At 63.2% G+C, this 21,163-nt stretch carries 15 protein-coding genes and 1 pseudogene; 12 read left to right on the top strand and 4 right to left on the bottom strand.

The genetic code is table 11. The annotated features are described in order from the left end of the window. Positions 1–22 precede the first annotated feature (22 nt). The 6 genes and pseudogenes from DF196_RS05290 to DF196_RS05315 all read left to right on the top strand — a co-directional run bounded on the left by DF196_RS05290 (position 23) and on the right by DF196_RS05315 (position 9,823). Positions 23–1,051, top strand: a complete 1,029-nt coding sequence (locus tag DF196_RS05290) for a PPK2 family polyphosphate kinase (RefSeq protein WP_109056842.1) — start codon at positions 23–25, stop codon at positions 1,049–1,051. A gap of 34 nt (positions 1,052–1,085) precedes the next feature. Then, positions 1,086–3,656, top strand: coding sequence for a DEAD/DEAH box helicase (locus DF196_RS05295; protein WP_109056843.1), 2,571 nt, complete (start codon positions 1,086–1,088; stop codon positions 3,654–3,656). Positions 3,657–3,930: 274 nt separating this feature from the next. Then, positions 3,931–5,367, top strand: coding sequence for a replication-associated recombination protein A (locus DF196_RS05300; protein ID WP_241519598.1), 1,437 nt, complete (start codon positions 3,931–3,933; stop codon positions 5,365–5,367). A gap of 120 nt (positions 5,368–5,487) precedes the next feature. Beyond that, positions 5,488–6,222 carry an MtrAB system response regulator MtrA gene (gene mtrA, locus DF196_RS05305; RefSeq protein WP_109056844.1) on the top strand — a complete coding sequence of 245 codons (735 nt, stop codon included), beginning with the start codon at positions 5,488–5,490 and terminating at the stop codon, positions 6,220–6,222. Then, positions 6,222–7,934: pseudogene (gene mtrB, locus DF196_RS05310) on the top strand (MtrAB system histidine kinase MtrB); the annotation flags it as partial. The gene mtrA and the pseudogene mtrB, both read left to right, overlap by 1 nt. A 155-nt stretch (positions 7,935–8,089) precedes the next feature. Next, the gene (locus tag DF196_RS05315; protein ID WP_109056845.1) at positions 8,090–9,823 is read left to right on the top strand and encodes an LpqB family beta-propeller domain-containing protein; all 1,734 of its coding nucleotides are present in this window, start codon (positions 8,090–8,092) and stop codon (positions 9,821–9,823) included. Between the two features lie 385 nt (positions 9,824–10,208). Here the strand turns inward: DF196_RS05315 and DF196_RS05320 are convergent, their stop codons facing one another. Then, positions 10,209–10,478: a hypothetical protein gene (locus DF196_RS05320; RefSeq protein ID WP_109056846.1), complete on the bottom strand. Its 270-nt coding sequence runs from the start codon at positions 10,476–10,478 to the stop codon at positions 10,209–10,211. 325 nt (positions 10,479–10,803) lie between these two features. On the opposite strand from DF196_RS05320, the gene fruE reads away from it, so the two are divergent. The 6 genes from fruE to DF196_RS05350 all read left to right on the top strand — a co-directional run bounded on the left by fruE (position 10,804) and on the right by DF196_RS05350 (position 18,665). Then, on the top strand, positions 10,804–11,793 hold the full coding sequence (gene fruE, locus DF196_RS05325) for a fructose ABC transporter ATP-binding protein FruE (protein WP_109056847.1): 990 nt from the start codon (positions 10,804–10,806) through the stop codon (positions 11,791–11,793). A 150-nt stretch (positions 11,794–11,943) separates the two neighbouring features. Then, a complete protein-coding gene (gene fruK / locus DF196_RS05330) occupies positions 11,944–13,485 on the top strand; it encodes a fructose ABC transporter ATP-binding protein FruK (RefSeq protein WP_109056848.1) in 1,542 nt (513 codons plus the stop codon). 1 nt (position 13,486) lies between these two features. Next, the gene (gene fruF / locus DF196_RS05335; protein WP_109056849.1) at positions 13,487–14,557 is read left to right on the top strand and encodes a fructose ABC transporter permease FruF; all 1,071 of its coding nucleotides are present in this window, start codon (positions 13,487–13,489) and stop codon (positions 14,555–14,557) included. Then, a complete protein-coding gene (fruG, locus tag DF196_RS05340; protein ID WP_109056850.1) occupies positions 14,554–15,573 on the top strand; it encodes a fructose ABC transporter permease FruG in 1,020 nt (339 codons plus the stop codon). The genes fruF and fruG overlap by 4 nt, the downstream gene beginning before the upstream one ends. 524 nt (positions 15,574–16,097) lie before the next feature. Continuing rightward, on the top strand, positions 16,098–17,585 hold the full coding sequence (locus DF196_RS05345; protein ID WP_241519600.1) for an MFS transporter: 1,488 nt from the start codon (positions 16,098–16,100) through the stop codon (positions 17,583–17,585). A gap of 93 nt (positions 17,586–17,678) precedes the next feature. Beyond that, complete coding sequence (locus DF196_RS05350) at positions 17,679–18,665, top strand: D-2-hydroxyacid dehydrogenase (RefSeq protein ID WP_170114985.1); 987 nt, start codon at positions 17,679–17,681, stop codon at positions 18,663–18,665. Between the two features lie 224 nt (positions 18,666–18,889). Here DF196_RS05350 and DF196_RS05355 read toward each other — a convergent pair whose 3' ends face one another. From DF196_RS05355 to DF196_RS05365, 3 genes are all read right to left on the bottom strand, one after another. Beyond that, positions 18,890–19,309, bottom strand: coding sequence for a glycerophosphodiester phosphodiesterase (locus DF196_RS05355; protein ID WP_109056852.1), 420 nt, complete (start codon positions 19,307–19,309; stop codon positions 18,890–18,892). A 468-nt stretch (positions 19,310–19,777) separates the two neighbouring features. Continuing rightward, on the bottom strand, positions 19,778–20,590 hold the full coding sequence (locus tag DF196_RS05360; RefSeq protein WP_421728446.1) for a TM2 domain-containing protein: 813 nt from the start codon (positions 20,588–20,590) through the stop codon (positions 19,778–19,780). Between the two features lie 86 nt (positions 20,591–20,676). Further along, entirely contained in the window at positions 20,677–20,982 is a 306-nt protein-coding gene (locus DF196_RS05365; protein ID WP_109056854.1) for a YhbY family RNA-binding protein, read from the bottom strand. Positions 20,983–21,163 lie beyond the last annotated feature (181 nt).

Below are 21,163 nucleotides of genomic sequence, written 5' to 3' on the forward strand. Positions count from 1 at the left end.
AACGGGACGTACAATCGATGGCATGGTCAAGGAAGACAAGAAAACGCAGCGTGACGGCAAATCCGGAAAGTCGGGCGGCAAGCAAGGCAAACGCATCGACCGCGCGCTGAAGCTCGCCGAGGACCGCATCGGCATGATCGAGGAAAGCGAAACGGTGGCCGAACGGCTCGCCAACGCGGCGAAGTCGAGCGAACTGCTGAGCGACGTATGGTCGCTGCCGCCGGCGCAACGGCTCATGTTCCATCACGGCGTGAACGTGAGCGATGTGGATGGCGGGTCCACCCCCGGATTCGACGGCGACAAGTTCGACGGCGAGCGGTTCATCGACCTGAGTTCCTCCGGAATCGCCCGGTATCAGCGGCTCATGTACGCCAACGGCGTCAAGGGATCACCGCGCCGGCTGCTCATCGTGCTGCAGGGCATGGATGCCTCCGGCAAGGGCGGCATCGTACGGCACGTATTCCGGCAGGGTGACCCGATGGGCATCCACTACCACGGTTTCGGCAAACCCACCGCCGAGGAACTGGAGCACGGGTTCCTGTGGCGCGTGGAGCGCGAGCTGCCCGACCCCGGCTGGATCGCGGTGTTCGACCGTTCGCATTACGAGGACATCGTCATGCCGCACGTATACGGCACGTATCCCGAGGACGTGTGGCGCGGACGGTATGACCTCGTCAACGCTTTCGAGCGTGATCTGGCTGTCTCCGGTTGCGCCATCATCAAGATCTTCCTCGTGGTGAGTCGGGAGGAGCAGAAACGGCACTTCCTGAGCCGTCTCGAGGACCCCACCAAATACTGGAAGTTCGACGTCTCCGACCTGGATGCGCGCGAACGCTGGGACGACTATATGAACGCCTGGCAGGAGGTGTTCGAGAAGACCAGCACGGCCGCCGCCCCGTGGTACCTGGTCCCGGCCGACAACCGCTGGTATTCCCGTGCCGTGGTCTCCGAACTGCTGCGCACCACCCTGAAGAACATGAACATGACCTGGCCGCCGCTGGAGACGAACGTGGACCCCGCCGAGGCCCGTCGCCGTCTCGCCGGCGCGTAGGGATGCGCAGGGTCCGCTAGTAAGCTAGGGGATTATGACTGACGAGAAGGATTATGGCTCCCTGGGGCGTCTCGCCCCCGAATGGGACGGCGACGAACGCGAACGCAACCTCACGGCCGACGACATCTACGAACGCTTCTTCGGCTGGGTGGCGGATGTCAAGGGCATCGAACCCTGGCCCCACCAGGAGGAGGCCATCATGGATATCCTCGCCGGCGACCACGTGATCCTCAACACGCCCACCGGTTCCGGCAAATCGCTGGTGGCCCTTGGCATGCACTTCGCCGCCCTGTGCACCGGCCGTCGCTCCTACTACACGGCCCCCATCAAGGCGCTCGTCTCCGAGAAGTTCTTCGACCTCGTGGAGGTGTTCGGCCGCGACAACGTGGGCATGATCACCGGTGACAGCCACATCAACGCGGACGCGCCCATCATCTGCTGCACCGCCGAGATCCTCGCCAACCAGGCGTTGCGCGAGGGCGTCCACGCGGACGTGGGCCTCGTGGCCATGGACGAATTCCACTACTACGGCGACCCGGAACGCGGCTGGGCATGGCAGGTGCCGCTGCTGACCCTCCCTCAGACCCAGTTCCTCCTCATGAGCGCCACGCTCGGCAACGTGGACGCCATCGCGGACAAGCTCGCCGACCTCAACGACACCCCGGACGTGGATGTGATCGCCGACGCGCCCCGCCCGGTGCCGCTGAGCTACGAATACACGCTCGACCCGCTGGAGAAGACCGTGGAACTCGCCTTCCGCAACGGCGAGACACCCATCTACGTGGTCCACTTCTCGCAGGACGCCGCCCTGGAGACCGCGCAGGCGCTCGCCTCCACCGGTGTGTCGAGCAAGGAGCAGCGCACGGCCATCGCCGAGGCCATCAAGGGTGTGAAGTTCACCACCGCGTTCGGCAAGATCCTGCAACGACTGCTGCGCACGGGAGTCGGCATCCACCACGCCGGCATGCTGCCGCGTTACCGCCGTCTGGTCGAACAGCTCGCCCAGCAGGGCCTGCTGCCGGTGATCTGCGGCACGGACACGCTCGGCGTGGGCATCAACGTGCCGATCCATTCGGTGGTTCTGACCGCCCTGACCAAGTTCGACGGCACCAAGATGCGGCGTCTGAGGGCCCGTGAGTTCCACCAGATCGCCGGTCGTGCGGGCCGTATGGGCTTCGACACCGAGGGTCTGGTGATCGCCGAGGCCCCCGAATACGAGATCGAGAACCAGAAGGCCATTGCCAAGGCCGGGGGAGACCCGAAGAAACTCAAGAAGGTCAAGCGCAAGAAGGCCCCCGAGGGCTTCGTGACATGGAACGAGAACACGTTCGACAAGCTCATCGACGCCGATCCGGAGACCCTGGTCCCGCACCTCAAGATCACGCATTCGATGGTGCTCAACGAAGTGGAGCAGGGCGGCGACGCCCGACGCCGCATCGACGATCTCATCGACGACTCCGCCCAGACCCCCGACCAGAAGGAGCACCTGCACCAGCGCGCCGACGAGATTTTCCAGACCCTGTTCGACACGGAGGTCATCGAGACCGAGGATCGCGCCGACGGCGGCAAGAACTACTACATGACGCTTGACATGCCGGACGACTTCGCCCTCGACCAGCCGCTCAGCCCGTTCCTGCTGGCTGCGCTTGAACTGCTCGACCCCGAATCGCCCACGTACGCGCTCGACGTGATCTCCATGGCCGAGGCCACGCTGGAGGACCCCAAGCAGGTGCTGCGCGCCCAGGAACGCGCCGCCCGCGACAAGGCGCTCGCGGACATGAAGGCGGATGGTCTTGACTACGACGAACGCATGGACAAGCTTCAGGAGATCACCTATCCGAAGCCCCTGGAGGACATGCTCGAAGCCGCGTTCGACCAGTACCGCCATGACGTGCCGTGGGCCAACGACTACTTCCTGAGCCCCAAATCCGTGGTGCGCGACATGGTGGAGACCGCCTCCGACTTCACCGGGTACATCGCCCGGTACAACATCGCCCGCTCCGAAGGCACGTTGCTGCGCTACCTTTCGGACGCCTACCGCACGCTGGCCCGCACCGTGCCGCCCGAGAAGCGCGACGAACAGCTCAAGGACATCATCGCCTGGCTGCGAGTGCTTGTGCGCTCCATCGATTCCTCGCTGGTGGACGAGTGGGAGAACGCCGGCGCCGATTCGTCCGACGCATCCGAGGCAGCTGCCTCGCTCGCCGCGCCCGGCCGCCGCGACGAGGTGGTCGAGGACCGCCGAGGCCTCACCGTGCTGGTCAGGAACGCCCTGTTCCGCCGCGTGCAGCTCATGGACCTGGACGACCCCGACGCGCTCGGCGCGCTCGACAAGGACTGGGGCTACGGCGTGCACGAATGGGAGGACGCGCTCGACGATTACTACGACGAGCATGAATACGTGGGCATCGATGCAGCCGCCCGCTCGCCCAAGCTGTTCATGCTGGACGACTCCCACGAACGCGACGAACACACGTGGAAGGTGCGCCAGATCATCGACGACTCCGACGGCGACCACGACTGGGCCATCGAAGGTGTGGTGGATTTGGACGCCACGCAGGAAAGCGGCGAAGTGGTGTTCTATGACTACAAGGTGGGGAATTGAGGTAGCGGAATCGGCCCGCGGCCGATGCTGGGCTTTCCGCAGGCTATGCCTGCTCCGCTTCTCTCCCTCAGTCCGCCTGCGGCGTCCAGCTCCCTCGTCAGAGGGAGCCGAAGTCTTATACGTGTAGTTTCTTGGCCCCCTCTGACGAGGGGGCTCCCGCGAAGCGGGTGGGGGAGAGAAGCGGAGCGAGCGCAGCCTGCGGAAAGCACTGCATCGGCCGCAGGCCGATCCCTCTCTCGAACGGATGTTCGACTCATGCGGTACAGTGAATACCATGACTGAGAACGATCTGTTTGGGGCCACGGACGCGCCGGAGAGCATGACCCGGCCGCTCGCCGTGCGCATGCGGCCGCGCACGCTGGACGAGGTGATCGGCCAGAAACACGTCCTCGGCGAAGGCAGTCCGCTGCGCCGGCTCGCCAACCCGGCCAGTCGGGGGAGCCTGACAGCCCCAAGCTCGGTGATCCTCTTCGGCCCTCCCGGCGTGGGTAAAACCACGCTCGCCACCATCGTGGCCGGTCAGTCGGGCCGCGTGTTCGAGGAGCTGTCCGCCGTGACCTCCGGTGTCAAGGACGTGCGCGACGTACTGAACCGCGCCCACGAACGGCTCGTGGCCTCCGGGCAGGAGACCGTGCTGTTCATCGACGAGGTGCACCGCTTCTCCAAATCGCAGCAGGACGCCCTCCTGCCCGCCGTGGAGAACCGGGATGTGACCTTCATCGGCGCCACCACCGAGAACCCGAGCTTCTCGGTCATCAAACCGCTGCTCTCCCGTTCGGTGGTGGTCAAGCTCGAATCATTGGAGCCGGATGAGCTCACCGAACTCGTCGAACGTGCCCTGACCAGCGAACGCGGGCTCAAAGGCGAGGTCAAGGCCACGGACGAGGCCGTGGCGGACATCGTGCGCATGGCCGGGGGAGATGCGCGCAAATCCCTGACCATCCTGGAGGCGGCGGCCGGCGCCGTCACCGGCGACGAAGCCCGCAAAAAAGGCGCACGCCGGCCCATCATTACCCCGGAAGTCGTCGCCAAAGTCATGGACACCGCCACCGTGCGTTACGACAAAGACGGTGACGACCATTACGACGTAATTTCCGCGTTCATCAAATCGATGCGCGGCTCCGACCCGGACGCCGCCATCCACTACCTGGCCCGCATGCTCAAAGCCGGCGAGGATCCGCGGTTCATCGCCCGGCGCATCATGATTGCCGCCGCCGAGGAGGTGGGGCTCGCCGCCCCGCAGATCCTGCAGGTCACGGTGGCCGCCGCGCAGGCCGTAGCCATGATCGGCATGCCCGAGGCACGCATCATCCTGGCGGAGGCCACTATCGCCGTGGCGACGGCCCCCAAGTCGAACGCCAGCTACAACGCCATCAACGCCGCGCTCGCGGACGTGGACGGCGGCAAGATCGGCGCGGTGCCGCTGTATTTGAGGAACGCGCCCACCAAGCTCATGAAGCAGTGGGGCAATCACGAGGGGTACAAGTACGCCCATGACTGGCCCGGTGCCGTGGCTCCGCAGGAATACATGCCGGAGGTGCTGCGCGGCACCGAGTACTACCATCCCAACGACCGCGGCTACGAGCATGAGGTAAGCCAACGGCTATCCCGCATCCGACCCATCCTGCACAGCGAAAGCCGGCGGGGAACGCAACCGGGAGCCCAGCCGGAAGACCGAACAAGAACCCGGCCGAAGCGGGAGGGGGAGTAATATAACGAAGTGGTAAAGAACGTGGGTGAGAACGCTCACAACGTTCCGTGATTGAGGGAAAGCGGTTTTCGCGCGCAGGTGGTGCAAGCGGGCGGACGGACATTCGATGAAAGGCGGGCAATGGCGACCATTTTCATTGTGGACGACGATCAGGCCATCGGCGAGATGCTGTCTCTGGTGTTGGAAAACGAGGGTTTCCAGACCGTGACCTGCACGGACGGGTTGCGGGCCGTGGAGATGTTCCCCACCGTCCAGCCCGACCTTATTCTGCTGGACGTAATGCTCCCCGGACTCGACGGCACCGAGGTGGCCCGCCGCATCCGTCAGACCTCCAACGTGCCGATCATCATGCTCACCGCCAAATCGGACACGCTGGACGTGGTGGCCGGTCTCGAGGCCGGCGCGGACGACTATGTGCCCAAGCCCTTCAAGGTGGCCGAACTGCTGGCCCGCATCCGCGCCCGGTTCCGCATCGCGCGCCCGGCCGCTGAGGGTTCCGGTGCCGCGGGCGGTGCGGGGGCGAACGGCACGCCCGCCGAACCCGTGAACCACGTGGAACGCGGCAGCATCGTCATCGACCGTCTGGAGCACACCGCCACCAAGGACGGCAAGGATCTCAACCTCACGCCGATGGAGTTCGAGCTGCTGTTCGTACTCGCGGCCGCCGCGGGAGAGGCCATCAGCCGTTCCACCTTGCTCAAGAACGTGTGGGGCTATGAGAACTCCGGAGACACGCGCCTGGTCAACGTTCACGTGCAGCGTCTGCGCGCTAAGGTGGAGGACGACCCGGAGAACCCGCAGATCATCCAGACCGTGCGTGGCATCGGATACAAGTTCGTGACCCCCGAGAGCTGATGAACGTGCCGAAACTGCGCCGCAGCTTCAGTTTCAAACGGCTGCTGCGCCACGGTCGCGCCGAGGTCCGGCGCTCCCTGCAGGCCCGTACGGTGGCGCTCACCGTGATCCTCACGCTGGCCGTGGCCGTCGTGTTCTCGATGGTCTCCATGGTCTCGGTGCGCGCCTCGCTGCTCACGCAGATCACCTCGCAATCGCGCGCGGACTATTCGAACATGGTCCAACAGGCGCAGACCGGCCTGGACGCGGCGGACGTCTCCGCCACCGTGCAGATCCAACAGCTCGTCAACGACCTGGCCTCCACGCTCCAATCGGACGGCTCCTCGAACCTGGTGGGAGTCTATCTGTGGAGCCGGGACACCTCCTCGCCGCGCTCCATCATCCCCGTCTCCACCGAACCCAGCTACGAATCGCTGATTTCGGACGACCTACGCTCCGCCGTGGCCTCCGACGTGGACGACAACATCTTCTACCAGCCGGTGAACCTACCCATCGAATCGGGCACGCCCGGCCTGCCCGGCTCAGGCACACCCGGCGCGGCCCTGGGCACCACGCTGGAATTCGGCGTGGCCGGCAACCTGGAGTTCTTCGCCATCTATTCGTACACGCTTCAGGAACAGTCGCTCATGCAGATCCAGCTCAACCTGCTCGCCATCTGCGCGCTGCTGGCCATCGCGGTGGGCGTGGTGATGTGGATGGTGATTCGCGGCATCGTGCGGCCCATCGAATACGTGGCCTCTGCCGCCGAAACGCTGGCCTCCGGTGATCTGGACACGCGCGTGGACGTGAACCGTAAGGACGAGATCGGCGTGCTGCAGCGGTCGTTCAACGCCATGGCCGATTCGCTTAACCAGAAGATTGACGAACTGGAGGAGGCCAGCGTCTCCCAGAAACGCTTCGTCTCGGACGTGAGCCACGAGCTGCGCACCCCGGTGACCACCATGCGCATGGCCTCCGACCTGCTGGAGATGAAGAAGGACGAGTTCGACCCGTCCGCCCGCCGTACGGTGGAACTGCTGTCCGGCCAGATCAATCGGTTCCAGGACCTGCTCGCCGACCTGCTCGAAATCTCCCGGTACGACGCCGGTTATGCTGCGCTCGACCTGGTGGATACCGACGTGCGCGAGCCGATCGAGACGGCCGTGGAACAGGTGACCGGCATCGCGCAGGCCAAGCAGGTGCCGTTGCACGTCTATCTGCCGAACGTGCAGGTGCTGGCCCGCATCGACTCGCGGCGTGTGATTCGCATTGTGCGCAATCTTCTGGCCAACGCCGTGGACTTCGCCGAGGACCGGCCTGTGGAGGTGCGCATCGCCGCCAACCGCAAGGCCGTGGTCATCAGCGTGCGCGACTACGGCGTGGGTATCGAGAAGGACAAGGTTTCGCATGTGTTCGACCGGTTCTGGCGAGGCGATCCCTCGCGTTCGCGCGTTACCGGAGGTACGGGCCTGGGCCTGTCCATCGCGATGACCGATGCGCTGCTGCACCAGGGCACCATCCGGGTGCGTTCCGAGCTGGGGGAGGGCACCTGGTTCCTGGTGATGCTGCCGCGCGACCCCAGTACCGGGCGCGTCGCGGATGCCGACATGCCGGTCGATTTCGCGTCCGCGCAACCGGACGTGCTGCGCGTGGTCGGCGGGTTCGGCGTGGCGCAGAGCCGCGCTGCCGGTGACGTCGAATCGAGGGAGGTCCGGCGTGATCCGCGGAACGGTTCGGTGGATACCGTAGGGGATACGAACGGTACAGCCGACGACGCCAGTGGTGTTGGTGGTGTCGGTAATGCCGGTTTACGGTCCGATGCGACGACGGAAACGGATGCCGGAGCCGGACAGAGCCACGGCGATGACCTGAAGACGGGAGGGGCGCGATGACGCGACACATCGCCACCAGATTGGCGTCGGCGCTGATGGCCGTGGCCTGCGGGTTCACCCTGACCGCGTGCTCCACCGGCCCGCTCGGCCTGCCCACCAAAGGCGCGGTGCAAACGTTGGCACCCGCCGAGCAACAGACCCGCCGCGTGTACACCAACCCGGAAGGGCCGTCCGAGGACGCCCAGCCGGAAACCATCGTCAAGGGCTTCTACGACGCCATGCCCGCCGGCGTGCAGTCCGACGGTTACCGTGTGGCCCGCGAATTCCTGACCTCCGCCGCCTCGGCCAGCTGGAACGGCGACTCCGCGGCCGTGGTGTATGGCGGCACCCCGGAATTCCGCCGCCGCGCCAACACGATGAGCGCGCCGCAAGGGGCGGAAAGCTCGCTGATCGTGGAGGTCCGTCTGCAGGCGGTCGGCCTGCTCGACTCGCATGGCATCTACCGGCCCGCGGACAGCAGCAAAACCCGCACGATCTCCTACACGCTCATCAAAACGAAGGGCCAGTGGCGCATCTCCTCGCTGGAAGACGGCGTGGTGATCTCCAGCGCGGACTTCGAACAGGTGTTCCGTCAGGTCTCCGTGTACCAGGTGGCCAAATCCGGTAAACAGCTCGTCCCGGACGTCAGATGGCTCAGCTGGCGCAACTGGCGCACGCAGGCGGTCAATGAGGTGCTGGGCGATGTACCCGGCTGGCTGTCCGGCACGGTGCATGAGGCCGAACTCGGCGCCATCTCATTGGCTGTGGACTCGGTGCCCCTGAAGGACAGCGCGGTCACGGTGGAGCTCACCAGCGGCGTCACCATGCTCACCAGTGAGGAACGCGCGCTGCTCGTGCACCGCATCCGCTTGACTCTGGGGGACGGCAACACCGGATACACGCTGAAGGTCACCGGTGATGGCGTGGATTACTCCGACGCCGATTCCGACGTGAAACTCGGCGCCGACCAGCCCAATGTGGGCGTATACACGTTGACCGGAGGCCATGTGGTCTCGCTGGCCAGCTCCAGCCCGCTGCGCATGGGCGACGTGCCGGGCTACGACGACGCCAAGGGATTCGTGTTCTCCTCCTCCGGCGGCGCGGTGCTGCGCGCGGACGGTGTGGTGGAATGCCTTGAATCGGATGGCTCGGTCTGCGGCGCCATGTTCGATGGCGAGCCGATGAAGGCCATCACGGCCGGACTGGGCGGCGAGATCTGGGCGGTCGATGAAGACGGGCGCACGTTGTACGTCTCCCATGATCGCAAGGAGACCAAGCTGCAACCCGACTGGCTCGGAAACACGGACCGCATTACGGCGGTCGCCGTTTCGCCTGAAGGCGCGCGTCTTGCGTTGGCCGTGGTGGGCGATGGATTCAACGGTGTGGAGATGACTGGCGTGTCCCGCGATTCGAGCAACACGGTGGATGGTCTGGGCAAAGGCGTCACCACGGTGAGTCTCACCCGCAACGTCGGCATGCTCACGTTCTACAACGATCTCAACCTGGTGTATGCCACGCTTCCCCAGGACGATGACAACCGTCAGGAGGCATACCGTCAGGTGGTGCCCGGCCCCTCGCAGGTGCAGCGCCTGCCCGACGTGACCGTGGCCGCCATGGCCTCCGGCCAGATTAGCCTGTACCGCCGCCTCGCCGTGCTCGACACGCAAGGCACGGTCCGCTCCGTCTCCGGCTCCCTCGACGGCTCCTGGTCCATAGCCGACAGCCAAGTCACCGCCCTCGGCGCGCAGTAGGCGGGAGGCGGTCGTTGGGATAGGGATTCGCGGTCCTTTGAGTACAGAAATGGCTATCTCCTGTACTCAAAAGACCGCAAATCGCCTGTTTGGCGGTCGTTTCAGTACAGAAGGGACTCATTCCTATACTCAAAGGACCTCCGGGAAGGCATTTCGCGGTCATTTGAATCCAGAAACGGGCTTTTCTGTACTCGAACGACCTCGGGAAGGGTGCGATCCGTGTTCTGGGACTGGCTGGAGGCGATATCGGCCAGGGGTGGATTCCCGACTAAACCGCCCGATTGCGCACCGGCCCGCAGATACGCGAAAGGGCCTGTGCCCAGCGGTCCGAAAGAGAACCGCCAAGCACAGGCCCCGAAAACGGCGAACGGAACGGAAGACCGGATCAGATGCCGCCGTATTCCTTCTTGAAGAGCTCGGCAGGCACTTCGGAGTTCAGCGGGACCTCGTAGATGAGGTATTCCATGTTGAACGGGATGTTGAACAGGTGGCGGGTCACGCCATATTCCTCCTTGGTGCCCAGGAAGTTGAAGTTGTCCGGGCACTCGGGCTCCCACTTGGCCAGCAGCTTGGCCGCATCGCCGATTGTGGCGGCCACGCCGGCCAGGTGCTTGACGCCCTCCACCTGCTTGATGATGAGAAACACGGTATCCATAGCTCACCTTTCTTACATGAACCGTTGTTCGGTGCTTTGTTATCTCTACGCGGCAACTTCGTCGCCCGGTGCCCGGACGGCAGATGCCACCGCGCAACCACACACTATTATGTCCCGCTTGAACGCCGCAAAACGGCGGATTCCTGCGGTTTCGCACTACTGTTATCAAACCGTTATAGAGCTGTTACCAAACTGTTATCGCTCACTATTGAACATTGGGAGCGTTCACACCATACTAGAGATTGTCGATGGAAAACATCAAAGAAGCTTCCATCAATGTGAGTGAACGATCACTCAGAGGAAAACTGCTCGAGGAGGAGTATTCATGAAGAATTGGAAGAAGGCCATTGCCCTCGTTGCTTCCGCCGCCGCGCTTGTGAGCGTCGCCGCCTGCGGTTCTAGCAATTCCGGTGACGGTGGTTCCAGTGATTCCGGTAAGAAGGTCGTCGGCTTCGTGGCCGTCGGTCCTGAGGGCGGCTTCCGTACCGCCAACGAGGACGACATCAAGGCCGCGTTCAAGGACGCCGGCTTCGACCTGCAGTACTCGCCGACCCAGAACAACGATCAGCAGAAGCAGATTCAGGCATTCAACAAGTTCGTCAACGACGAAGTGGACGCCATCATCCTGTCCTCCACCGAGGATTCCGGTTGGGATGACTCCCTGAAGAAGGCCGCCGAGGCCGAGATCCCGGTCTTCACCGTGGATCGTAACGTCGAGGTCAAGGACTCCGAGGCCAAGAAGGCCATCGTCTCCCACATCGGCCCGTCCAACGAGTGGGCTGGCCAGCAGGCCGCCGAGTTCGTGAACAAGAGCTTCCCGGACGGCGCCAACGGCTTCATCCTGGAAGGCCCCGCCGGCCTGTCCGTGGTGAAGGATCGTGGCACCGGCTGGTCCGACAAGGTCGCCTCCAACATCAAGGTTCTCGAGTCTCAGTCCGCCAACTGGTCCACTGATGAGGCCAAGACCGTGACCGCCGGCCTGCTGGACAAGTACAAGTCTGAGAACCCGCAGTTCATCTTCGCCCAGAACGACGAGATGGGCCTCGGCGCCGCGCAGGCTGTTGACGCTGCCGGCCTCAAGGGCAAGGTCAAGATCATCACCATCGATGGTACGAAGAACGCCCTGCAGGCCCTGGTTGACGGCGACCTCTCCTTCGTGATCGAGTACAACCCGATCTTCGGCAAGGAGACCGCTCAGGCCGTCAAGGACTACCTCGATGGCAAGACCGTCGAGAAGGACATCCAGATCGAGTCCAAGACCTTCGACGCCGCCAGCGCCAAGGAAGCCCTGGACAACGGCTCCCGCGCCTACTGATCCGCCACTGAAGGCCATCAGCAGCACAATCGATAACTGAACCAAACAAGCAGTGATGGTGTGAGAGGAATCGCTTCCTCCACACCATCATTCATGTCTGGCTCAAATATCACAAAACGATAACAAACCCCTTCTCGATAAGGCAAAGACATGACAGACAAAACCCCTATCGTCGTGATGAAGGGCATCACGATTGAATTCCCGGGCGTCAAGGCTTTGGACGGTGTCGATCTGACCCTCTACCCGGGCGAAGTCCACGCCCTCATGGGTGAGAACGGCGCCGGTAAGTCCACCATGATCAAGGCTCTGACCGGTGTGTACAAGATCAACGCCGGCACCATCCTGGTGGATGGCAAGCCGCAGCAGTTCAACGGCACCCTGGACGCTCAGAACGCCGGCATCGCCACCGTGTACCAGGAAGTGAACCTGTGCACCAACCTCTCCGTCGGCGAGAACGTGATGCTGGGCCACGAAAAGCGCGGCCCGTTCGGCATCGACTGGAAGAAGACCCACGAGGCCGCCAAGACCTACCTGGCCCAGATGGGCCTCGAGGCCATCGACCCGCACACCCCGCTGAGCTCCATCTCCATCGCCATGCAGCAGCTCGTGGCCATCGCCCGCGCCATGGTCATCAACGCGAAGGTGCTCATCCTCGATGAGCCTACCTCCTCCCTGGACGCGAACGAGGTGCAGGATCTGTTCAAGATCATGCGCAAGGTCCGTGACTCGGGCGTGGCCATCCTCTTCGTCTCCCACTTCCTCGATCAGATCTACGAGATCACCGACCGCCTGACCATTCTGCGTAACGGCAAGTTCATCAAGGAGGTCATGACCAAGGACACCCCGCGTGACGAGCTCATCGGCATGATGATCGGCAAGTCCGCCGCCGAGCTGTCCCAGATCGGCGCCAAGAAGGCCCGCCGCGAGATCAAGTCCGGCGAGAAGCCGATCGTGGACGTCAAGGGCCTGGGCAAGAAGGGCACCATCAACCCGGTCGACCTCGACATCTACTCCGGCGAGGTCGTCGGCTTCGCAGGCCTGCTGGGCTCCGGCCGTACCGAGCTCGGCCGCCTCCTGTTCGGCGCCGACAAGCCGGATTCGGGCACTTACGAGCTCAACGGCAAGCAGGTCAACATCTCCGATCCGTACACCGCCCTGAAGAACAAGATCGCCTACTCCACCGAGAACCGCCGCGATGAGGGCATCATCGGCGACCTGACCGTCCGCCAGAACATGCTCATCGCCCTGCAGGCGACCCGCGGCATGTTCAAGCCGATTCCGAAGAAGGAAGCGGACGCCATCGTCGACAAGTACATGAAGGAACTCAACGTTCGCCCGGCCGATCCGGACCGCCCGATCAAGAACCTCTCCGGTGGTAACCAGCAGAAGGTGCTGATCGGCCGCTGGCTGGCCACGCACCCCGAGCTCCTGATCCTCGACGAGCCGACCCGTGGTATCGATATCGGCGCCAAGGCCGAAATCCAGCAGGTCGTGCTCGACCTGGCCGCCAAGGGCATGGGCGTGGTCTTCATCTCCTCCGAGCTGGAAGAGGTGGTCCGCCTGTCCGACGACATCGAGGTCCTCAAGGATCGCCACAAGATTGCAGAAATCGAAAACGACGACACCGTCTCCCAGGCGACCATCGTCGAAACCATCGCCAACACCAACGTGAACACCGGAAAGGAGGCATGAGATGGCTGAAAAGGCAAAGGAAGAGGGCAACGCCCTCGTCAAGAAGCTGCTGAGCAACAACCTGACCTGGTCGGTGCTCGCGTTCATCCTCCTGGTCATCGTCTGCACCATCTTCCAGCATGACTTCCTCGCTCTGAGCTGGAACGACAACACCGGCGGCCTGGCCGGCCCGCTGATCACCATGCTGCAGGAATCCGCCCGCTACCTGATGATCGCCACCGGCATGACCCTGGTCATCTCCACCGCAGGCATCGACCTTTCGGTCGGTTCCGTGATGGCCGTGGCCGGCGCCGCCGCCATGCAGACCCTGTCCCATGGCACCAATGTGTGGGTCTCCATCCTCATCGCCCTCGCCGTCGGTCTCGCCATCGGCTGCATCAACGGTGCGCTGGTCTCCCTGCTCGGCCTCCAGCCGTTCATCACCACCCTGATCATGATGCTCGCCGGCCGTGGTATGGCCAAGGTGATCACCTCCGGCCAGAACACGGACGCCTCCGCCGTGGCCGGCAACGAACCGCTCAAGTGGCTCGCCAATGGCTTCATCCTCGGCATTCCGGCCAACTTCGTGATCGCCCTGGTCATCGTGATCCTCGTCGGCCTGCTGTGCCGCAAGACCGCCATGGGCATGATGATCGAGGCCGTGGGCATCAACCAGGAAGCCTCCCGCATGACCGGCATCAAGCCGAGGAAGATCCTCTTCCTCGTGTACGCCATCTCCGGCTTCCTCGCGGCCATCGCCGGCCTGTTCGCCACCGCATCCGTGATGCGCGTGGACGTGGTCAAGACCGGTCAGGACCTCGAGATGTACGCCATCCTGGCAGTCGTTATCGGTGGAACCTCGCTGCTCGGCGGCAAGTTCTCTCTCGCCGGCTCCGCTGTCGGCGCCGTGATTATCGCCATGATCCGCAAGACCATCATCACCCTGGGCATCAACGCCGAGGCCACCCCGGCCTTCTTCGCCATCGTGGTGATCGTGATCTGCGTGATGCAGGCTCCGAAGATTCATAACCTGGGCGCGGAAATGAAGCGTAAGCGCGCGCTCAAGGCTCAAGCTAAGGCGGTGGCAGCATGACAACAGCTACGGCAAACAAAGTGAAGGCTCCCAAGAAGGGCTTCAAGATCGATCGCCAGATGATTCCGACCCTCGCGGCCGTGGTGATCTTCATCCTCATGATCATCATGGGCCAGGCGATGTTCGGCACCTACCTGCGCCTCGGTTTCGTCTCCTCCCTGTTCATTGACCACGCCTACCTGATCATCCTGGCAGTGGCCATGACCCTGCCGATTCTGACCGGCGGCATCGATCTGTCCGTGGGCGCCATCGTGGCCATCACCGCAGTGGTCGGCCTCAAGCTCGCCAACGCTGGAGTTCCCTCCGTCCTGGTCATGATCATCATGCTGCTCATCGGCGCCGTGTTCGGCCTGCTGGCCGGCACGCTGATCGAGGAGTTCAACATGCAGCCGTTCATCGCCACGCTGTCGACGATGTTCCTGGCCCGTGGTCTCGCCTCCATCATCTCCACCGATTCCCTGACCTTCCCCGACGGAAACAACTTCAACATCATCTCCGCCGAGATCAAGATCATCGATCGCCCGAAGATCTCCCACGATCTGACCATCAACGTCGGCGTGATCATCGCCCTGCTCGTGGTGGTGTTCGGCTACATCCTGCTGCACCACACCCGTACCGGCCGCACCATCTACGCCATCGGCGGTTCCCGCTCCTCCGCTGAGCTCATGGGTCTGCCGGTCAAGCGCACGCAGTACATCATCTACCTGACCTCTGCCACGCTGGCCGCCCTGGCCTCCATCGTGTACACCGCGAACATCGGTTCCGCCAAGAACACCGTGGGTGTGGGCTGGGAGCTCGACGCTGTGGCCTCCGTGGTCATCGGCGGCACGATCATCACCGGTGGCTTCGGCTACGTGCTCGGCTCTGTGCTCGGCGCACTGGTCCGCTCCATCCTCGACCCGCTGACCACCGACCTTGGCGTGCCGGCCGAATGGACCACCATCGTGATCGGCCTCATGATCCTCGTCTTCGTGGTGCTGCAGCGCGCCGTGATGGCGGTCGGAGAGAAAAAATAGCCGACCATAACCGAAAACCGGCATAACTGAAGAACAACTGAAAAATAATTGAATATCGATAACTGAATATGCATAACTGAATAGGCGAGCAGCCTTCCGGTTCCGTACGCGGCCGGTCTTCACTGCCGAGACCGGCCGCGGAACGAAACGGTACGCCACGGGTTGCACGCCACGATTTCCTTTCTCTCTCCTTTTCTTCCTTTCATCGCACTTCGGGGCGCGGCCTGGATTTCCGGGTCGCGCCCCGAAGTGTTTTCGGTGTTTATCACGGGTATGCGGGCATGCGGGCTGGGCGTGCTGTACAGTACGTTGCGCGGCGCGGCTTGGGACACGCCGGCCTCCGTATGCGGGCATCCCGTCGATGACCTAGACTGCGAAGTGGCTATTTTGAACAGCGCGCCAGTAGGCCGGAAGCATATGTCGAAAGTTGCTGAAAACGATCGGCCATTCGAGCGCGTAGTACCATCATGCCGGTTGGTAAACCTGACATTCCGCTTGTTGACACCGAACGTATGGGGAGCATCATGCCTGAAGCAGAGACGAAACACATGAACGCGGGACTTGGATCCGCGGATTCCGAAAGGATTCCGGCCCGACTCATCGGTGCCATCGTGGCCGTGGGCTCGCTGGCCTTCATTGGCATCCTCACGGAAACCGTGATGACCGTGCTGTTCCCGGCCCTCATGCGTGAATTCCACGTGGACACCGCCACCGTGCAGTGGATCACCACTATCTACCTGCTGTCCGTGGCCGCCACCATGCCCATCAGCTCGTTCCTCAAGCGCCGCTTCCGTCTGAAGGCCATCTTCCTCGCGGCCGTAGCGCTTGGACTCGTCGGCTCGCTCATCATGATCTTCGCATCGGCCTTCCCGCTCATGATCGTGGCCCGCATCATCCAGGGCGTCGGCTCCGGCATCGCCACGCCGTTGATGATCAACATCATCCTCGAACAGTCGCCGCGCTCCAAGATCGGACGACTCATGGGCGTGGGATCGCTGGTGATCACCGTGGCCCCGGCCATCGGCCCCACTGTGGGCGGCGCGGTGACCAGCGTGCTGCCGTGGCGTGCCATCTTCGTCATCGCGGTCCCGCTCATGCTCATCGCCGCGGTCATCGGCTGCGCCTGCATCGAACAGCGCACGCCCACCGAAGCCGCCTATCTTGACCCGATTCAACTGGGCTCCATCATCATCGCGCTGGTCGGTCTGGTGCTCGCCCTCAACCAGGGCGGTGTGGCCGTCAGCGCGGCCGTGAGCGGGGGAGCGGCCATGAAGTCCGGCATCGTGGCCGTCGTGAGCCTGATCATCGGCCTCGGCGCGCTGCTGCTCTTCGCCGTGAGCTCCAAGCGTGCGTTCTCGCCGTTGCTGCGCCTAGGCATCCTGCGCGATCCGGCCGTGCTGTTGCACGCGCTGGCCTACACGCTGCTGCCGCTCGTGGCCATCGGATACGGCTACGTGATCACCAACGTGGCCCAGCTTTCGCTCGGTGCCAGCGCGTTCGTTGCCGGCTCGCTGGTGCTGCCCGGTGCCCTGGTGGGCGCCGTGTGCGCGCCCGTGGGCGGTTGGTTCTACGACAAGTTCGGCGCGGTCAAGCCGATTCTCATCCCGCTCGGTATCGCCATCCTGGGGCCGGTCCTGATGCTGGTCTTCTCCATGCATCTGACGCCTGCCATGCTGGCCGGCTTCTACTTCGTCTTCGGCTTCTTCTACGCCATCGGCAACGCCAACGTGATGACCAGCGGCCTTTCGGAAGTGCCCCATCAGTTCCGCCCGGACGGCAACGCCATCTTCAACACCGGCCTGCAGTTCGGCGGTGCGGCCGGCACTGCGCTGTTCTCCACGATTCTCGCCGTGGCACAGGCCGGCGCTGGCGAGGAGGGCACGCCGCGATTCGCGCACGCCACCGCCGTGGGCGGCGCATGGACGTTCGCCACGATGATCGTGATCTGCCTGATTGGCTGGGGCTGCCTGGCCACCGCGTTCCACATCCGCGCGCGTCGTTCCTCGCGCTGATTGGCGGGGTAGGTAGGACTTAGGCGCGTTACAGGCGGGCGGTGAGCGGACGACAGGTTCCAATATCCGCCCTGCCTCCTAGGTTGGTGAACCATGGGAATCGAGAACACGCATAAGCTGATCGTCAACTGTCTGCCGCTCAACGAGACCGAACGACAGGCCTTCACCAAGGCCGCACGCGGGGTGCCACAGGAATTCGTGGGCGATGAGTCCCAGCGCGGCGACATGGTGTGGCATGCAGTCGTTCCCGAGGAGCTTAAGGCACAGGCCACCGCCGTCATTGGTAATTTCCCGGCCGCCGAGGCCGCGAAGTACACGCGCATCGAATGGTTGCAGACCTTCAGCGCCGGCGTGGACGCCTACGTGCGCCCCGGCGTGCTGCCGCGCGGCACCATGGTGACCAACGCCAGCGGTGCATACGGTCGCAGTGTGTCCGAGCACCTGTTCTCCATGATGTGGTCCCTGATGAAGAACCTCAACCGGTACGCATCCAACCAGCGCGACCATCGCTGGCAGGATGAGGGCTCGGTGCTGAGCCCGGAAGGCGGCATCGCGCTGATCATCGGAGCCGGTGACATCGGCTCGCACTTCGGTGTGCTGGCACAGGCCGTGGGCATGCGCACATTCGGCGTGCGCCGTCACGCGGATACCCCGGCCAAGGGTATCGAGAAAATGTACGGGTTCGACCGTCTGGACGCGCTGCTGCCGCTCGCCGACGTCATAGTGTTGGCCGTGCCGCGCTCCCCGCAAACGCATCATCTGCTGGACGCCGCACGACTGGCTAAGCTCAAGCCCACGGCCATCGTGCTCAATGCCGGCAGGGGAGACGCCATTGACGCCGAAGCTCTGGACGCGGCATTGGCTGCGGGGCAGCTGCGTGGCGCCGGTCTGGATGTGACCGAGCCGGAGCCGTTGCCGGCCGAAAGCCCGCTGTGGGATGAGCCGCGTTGCCTGATCACGCCGCATGTGGCCGGCGGCAACCACCTAAAGGAGACCTCCGAGCAGATCATCCGCATCGCGCTGGCCAATGTGTCGCGCTACGCCAAGCATCAGGAGCTCATCAACCTGGTCGGCCGGTGAAGCGCTGAATTGGATTGAGGTGTGCCTGATTTTTGAGAGGTTTGGGGTGCGCGGCGTGTTAAGGTGCGCTCGAAGCTCGCCGATTCTACCCTGCGGCGTCAATCTTGGCTTACCAGAGCCAAGGGGGAAAGGATGCGCGACGCCGTTGTCGCGCACCTTCACGCTCCGTGATTGAGCCGGCTGCAGCAATGGCTGAGTCGGTCACTTATCGATTTACCAGCATCTCACCACTTGTTGGCGCCGGTGCCTTCGAAGTCCACCTTGAAACCGCGCTGGTAGTGCAGGAACATGGCGGCACCGTAACGATCGACCGGGCGGTGAGTGAACAGCATACGAATGGCGAACGCGGTCTGCACGTCCTCCGGCAGGGCTAGGAAGGCCTTGTGGGCATCCCAGTACGGAGTCGTGGTGATGGCGGCGTCCGGCACGTAGGCGTAGCCGTAACCATCGTCGTTCACGTAACCCATAAACGGCAGGTCCCATGCGTTGTGGTTGGTCAGCTGCTGCTTGAAGTACTCCACTTCCTGCAGGGCCTCATCGCTGATGCCGAAGCTCTTGGCCACGGAGTTGGCCTTGGCCGTCTTGTCCTCAGGGGTCTTGCCGAACATATCAGGATCGACGACGATGACTTTTTCTTCCGCCATGGTTATTCCTTTCATGGATGACGACCTTGGGTGGGTCGCCCGCGGATATGATATTCCGATGATGTTCGTTTAAAAGGTCAAACGCACACCATGTGCCTGCCGTTCAAGGGGAGGCATTGCGCACATTGGCTTGTGCTGGTTCCTAAGCGTAACACGGAAAATATTGGAATAAAGCCGATTTATGAAGTATTAACCCAACAGTAACGGTGTTGGAAGGTTCTGTCCCGGTGTGTCTACGTCTGTTCATTTGGGATATAAAACGAACATTTGGAATGTGCGATTTTGCGGTGAATCGGACAACAAAAACGGTCATGGACATCACAGTGAGTCCATGACCGGCGTGTCGCATTGCGTGCGAGTGGTCTCTTTGATGGCCGGGCATAATCCAGCGGAAGCCGTTCGTGCGGGGGATGCCCGTCGATGGTCGTGTACCGACCCCTGCGGGCAATCATCGCTACAGATTAGCGGCTAGTCCGTGAGTTCCTGACCGTTGGCGTCCTTGTGCCACGGCGAACCATACTGGCTGGAGATGATGAGAATACCTTCGACCAGACCCCAGATGGCGGCCGCAATCGGGCCCAGACCGAGCAGAATCCAGCCGACCAGCGTGAGCAGCAGCTGCGCCACGGCCTTGCCCGTGTAGCCCAGATAGAAGTTGTGCACGCCCAGGGAGCCAAGGAAGATGCCGAGCAGACCGGCCGCCATCTTGGACTTGGTGGAGTAACCGGCGGCGGGATACTGCGGCGCGCCATACGGAGGCTGCGGCTGGGTGTACGGGTTGGCGGGCTGGGCATATTGCGGTTGCGCGTACTGTGGCTGCTGTCCATAGGCGCCGGGTGTCTGTTGGGTGTACTGGGGCTGCGCGTAGGGATTCGGGTTTTGGCCGTAGCCCTGTGCGTCGGGCGCGGGCTGCTGGTAGCCGTTCGGTGCGGTCGACTGACCGTAGCCCTGCGGAGGCTGCTGTCCGTAAGCCGGCTGGCCGTAGGCATTGGCCGCGTTGGTCTGCGGGGCGTACTCGCCGGAGGGCTGTCCGTAAGCTCCCGGCTGGCTGTAGGCGCTGGCTTGCGGAGTGTACTCGCTGCCGGTCTGACCGTAGATTGGCTGTTGCGGGGCGGCGTATCCGGTCTGCGACTGACTGGTCGGGGTGCCGTATGCCGCATTCTGCGAAGCATCGGGCTGAGGCTGGTTTTCCGGACTGGCCGGAATGTACGGTTGCTGGTTGTCGCTCATCGTTGGGTCCCTTCTCTGGTCGAACGGCGTCGGGCCGTTGCTGTTCACCATCTTCTCACGTTTTGCCAAAGAGCGGAACCGTGCGGGCCGCGCCGGAAACAAAAAGGCTTCCCGGTTTGGGAAGCCTGAAGGACTGTCTACTCGCGCACGAGCTTGATGTGCTCCACATCCTTGCGCTGGGAGCGGCGGTAGATCACGAAGCGGTTGCCGATCGACTGCACCACTTCGGCGTTCAGCTGCTCGGCCAGCTGCTCGGCCGCTTCCTTGGCGGTCAGGCCGGAGCCGTCCTGCACGGCGCACTTGATGAGCTCGTGCTTCTCGATGGTTTCGTCGGCCTGCTTGATGGCCGCCTCGGTCAGGTCGTTCTTGCCCACGTAGAACAGGGGCTTTAGGGAGTTGGCCAGCGCGCGCAGCTGCTTGATTTGCTTTTTGGTCAATGCCATGGGAATTCCTTACGTTTCGATAACCCCAACAGCATACCCGCCGGGCGCGTCATGCGGACCGGGTTATCAGGATGAGCTGTTTCTCGGCATCGGATTTGCGGGCTATGCCGCAAATCACGGAATCACTTGCCGGCACTGCCGCCCCCTGTCTTGTAATGAGAGCCGGGATTGCTTTCTGGAA

The organism is Bifidobacterium callitrichidarum, from assembly GCF_003129905.1.
GTDB classification, from domain to species: Bacteria; Actinomycetota; Actinomycetes; order Actinomycetales; family Bifidobacteriaceae; genus Bifidobacterium; species Bifidobacterium callitrichidarum.